Here is a 2,665-nt window from a genome sequence, read left to right as displayed (position 1 = left end):
TTTTTAAATAGCTCAATTAAGCTATACCCTTTTTGGAACTGCACTTTGTTTTTGGCCATTTTGCACCTCAAACACCACTGGGATTACTTACAGTATAGCAATGGCTGACTATAGTGGGTAATCAGGTGAGCTTATGAACGAGAAGCATGGAAGCTGAACTGGCCCTTAGATAGGATATCATTCAAGCACTGTCCCTGTGGGCTCTACGACATCATCCCTGATGCCGAAGGTCACAGCCGCGTTCACACCTGTTCTGATTTCGAGAAAGTTGCTTCTTCGATTTGAATTTTACTGGTGGTAACTCACTTTTGGACAGAAATCAGTTAGTGCCCATACTCTAAACTCTACGCTTCACATTATGATTAGTAATGACTATCTTAAGAAAGCGGGATTATGTTCACTAAGAGAAGGATGGGTAGCCGTTCACTCTTGAAACCAAGAAGCTAACCAGAAAGTTTAAGTTAGGCGTTCTAAATGCCCCCCTGAGCGGAGATGCATGTACTGAGGCTTCGAGGCTAGTGATTTCTGGTTACCAGATTAAACAATTTTTTCACTTTGCTGAGTTTGGATATTAACTTTCACATTCCATGTATCGCTAACAGATGCAATATCTCTAATGTCACCAATGTCCAAAACCAAAGGTTCGGTTCCCTCCGTCTCAGTATCGATTACAAACCTATACTCTTTTTGGTGTAAGAATTGGTCCCTTTTGAAAAATGCTGATCGATTACCAAATTCACCAGTAAACGTTTCAAAATCGTAGTACTCAACCATACCGGCCTGAGCATTATTTCCATATCCTTTCTTCTTAACAGTTTCTACCATTCGGTCAATAAACTTTTGGGCATTATGTATAACTACATAGTGTTCACCTAGAACCGCACACTTTTCAGGTACACTAAGATCATTCTGAATATCTGAAATATTAGCATGAGGATTCAAAAAGTTAGATTCGGAAATTGCACCAGCAAATAGGCAAAACAAGTGCAAATACTTGCTATGATGTTGGACAGATTCTATTGGTGCTGCAAAATCCGTTATTTTACGTCCATTCACCTCAACAACAACATCGTTTGTTTGCCACAATGCACATAAAGCTTCTTTTGAATCAGCTCGGTTATCCTCTTGATCACCCTCTATACCTCTAAAATACGAAATCCGATTCATATATATTTTTCCATCGAGAAAATCATTCATATATTTTTCGTTTTCAAAAATCTTAAGAAAAAATCCAATTCGTTTCATGTTACCTCCAAATCGTATAACGTCTTAGTATAAGACATTGAAGTGGTATAGAGAATCAGACCATTCTGTTGGATCTGATATTATATTTTTGAGAATAGAAATAGAGCCACCCAGAGTTAATTGTGTATTTTCTATCCTCCTACTAAACTTTGGTTATTAGTATGAAGTAGGAGCTCGTCATGCCCCGTCCAAGAAGAACTCAAATTAGTATTGAAGATACGCCGTGGTACCACGCAGTCTCAAGATGTGTTCGCAAAGCCTGGCTAACAGGAGTCGATCCTAATACGGGTCAATCCTATGAACATCGACGAAATTGGGTTGAATCTCAGTTGCTTAAGTTAGGTGCAATCTTTGCTATCGACATCGCTGCTTATGCGGTGATGTCTAATCATCTTCATCTGGTGTTGAGGATAGATATTGAGTTAGCAAATAGCTGGACAGATAGGGAGGTCGTCGAGCAGTGGCATTTGTTGTTTAAAGGAACTGAGCTAACACAAAGATTTGCAAAAGGGGAGCTAGTTGAAGAGGTGAACCTTACACTATTAAGGCACTCAATTGCCCAGTACAGAAGCCGATTAAGCGATATATCTTGGTTTATGAGGTGTTTAAATGAACCTATCGCTCGTATGGCTAATAAAGAAGATAAGTGTACAGGTCGTTTCTGGGAGGGGCGTTTCAAGTCCCAAGCACTGTTAGATGAAGCTGCGATTTTAACCTGTATGGCTTACGTTGATTTGAACCCTATTCGAGCCAAGATGGCACTAATCCCAGAAAAAGCAGACTATACCAGCATTCAAGCGCGTATAAAGGCAGCTTTGAAAGGTGAGCAGCCTAAGGCACTACTTCCCTTCATGGGCAATGAAAAACAGGATCAGCCAAAAGGGGTTAATTTCGAACTAGAAGACTACCTGCAACTCGTGGATGAAACAGGTCGAATAATGCGTGAAGATAAGCGTGGGAGCATTTCTGCCAGTACGTCTAAGATACTCAATAGGTTGAATATATCTCCAGGTAACTGGATAAAGATGACCTCTGACTTTGGTAAAATATTTCATGGCCCTGTTGGGACAACCCAAGAGCTTACAAATTACTGCAACCATCTACAGAAAAGACGTCGTCATTTTGCTAAGTGCTGCAAGTACCTGGAAGATGGCTGATAGTCATTAGCTGATTTTCCCTCCTTCTCCAATTATTTACACTTAAACAGCTTGAGTTGACCAGCCCTGCCTGAAAATCGATATTTTAGCTAGAAATCCCCAGTGCGACGATGATAATGGACAGAAGTTGCAGCCATATCGGTAATCACTGTGCTTTGTTATACGTTGAACTGAAAGCTCGTTATTGCAGCGTTATATTGTTGATTTATTGTGGGTGGCCTGATTAAAACTTTGTTATACGTTGAACTGAAAGCTCGTTATTG

The 2,665-nt window shown here is 40.2% G+C and carries 2 protein-coding genes; one reads left to right on the top strand and one right to left on the bottom strand.

Features of this window, described 5'->3' with window-relative positions; all coding sequences use genetic code 11:
- Window positions 1–537 precede the first annotated feature (537 nt).
- On the bottom strand, window positions 538–1,245 hold the full coding sequence (locus HRU42_RS20900; protein WP_295033999.1) for a hypothetical protein: 708 nt from the start codon (window positions 1,243–1,245) through the stop codon (window positions 538–540).
- Between the two features lie 179 nt (window positions 1,246–1,424).
- Here HRU42_RS20900 and HRU42_RS20895 point away from each other — a divergent pair, with 179 nt between their 5' ends.
- The gene (locus tag HRU42_RS20895) at window positions 1,425–2,402 is read left to right on the top strand and encodes a transposase (protein WP_295033997.1); all 978 of its coding nucleotides are present in this window, start codon (window positions 1,425–1,427) and stop codon (window positions 2,400–2,402) included.
- The last annotated feature ends 263 nt before the right edge of the window (window positions 2,403–2,665 follow it).

This window comes from Shewanella sp. (assembly GCF_013214165.1).
Taxonomy (GTDB): domain Bacteria; phylum Pseudomonadota; class Gammaproteobacteria; order Enterobacterales; family Shewanellaceae; genus Shewanella.
The sequence above is the reverse complement of the archived record's forward strand: the minus strand, read 5'-3'. Positions and strand labels throughout refer to the sequence as shown.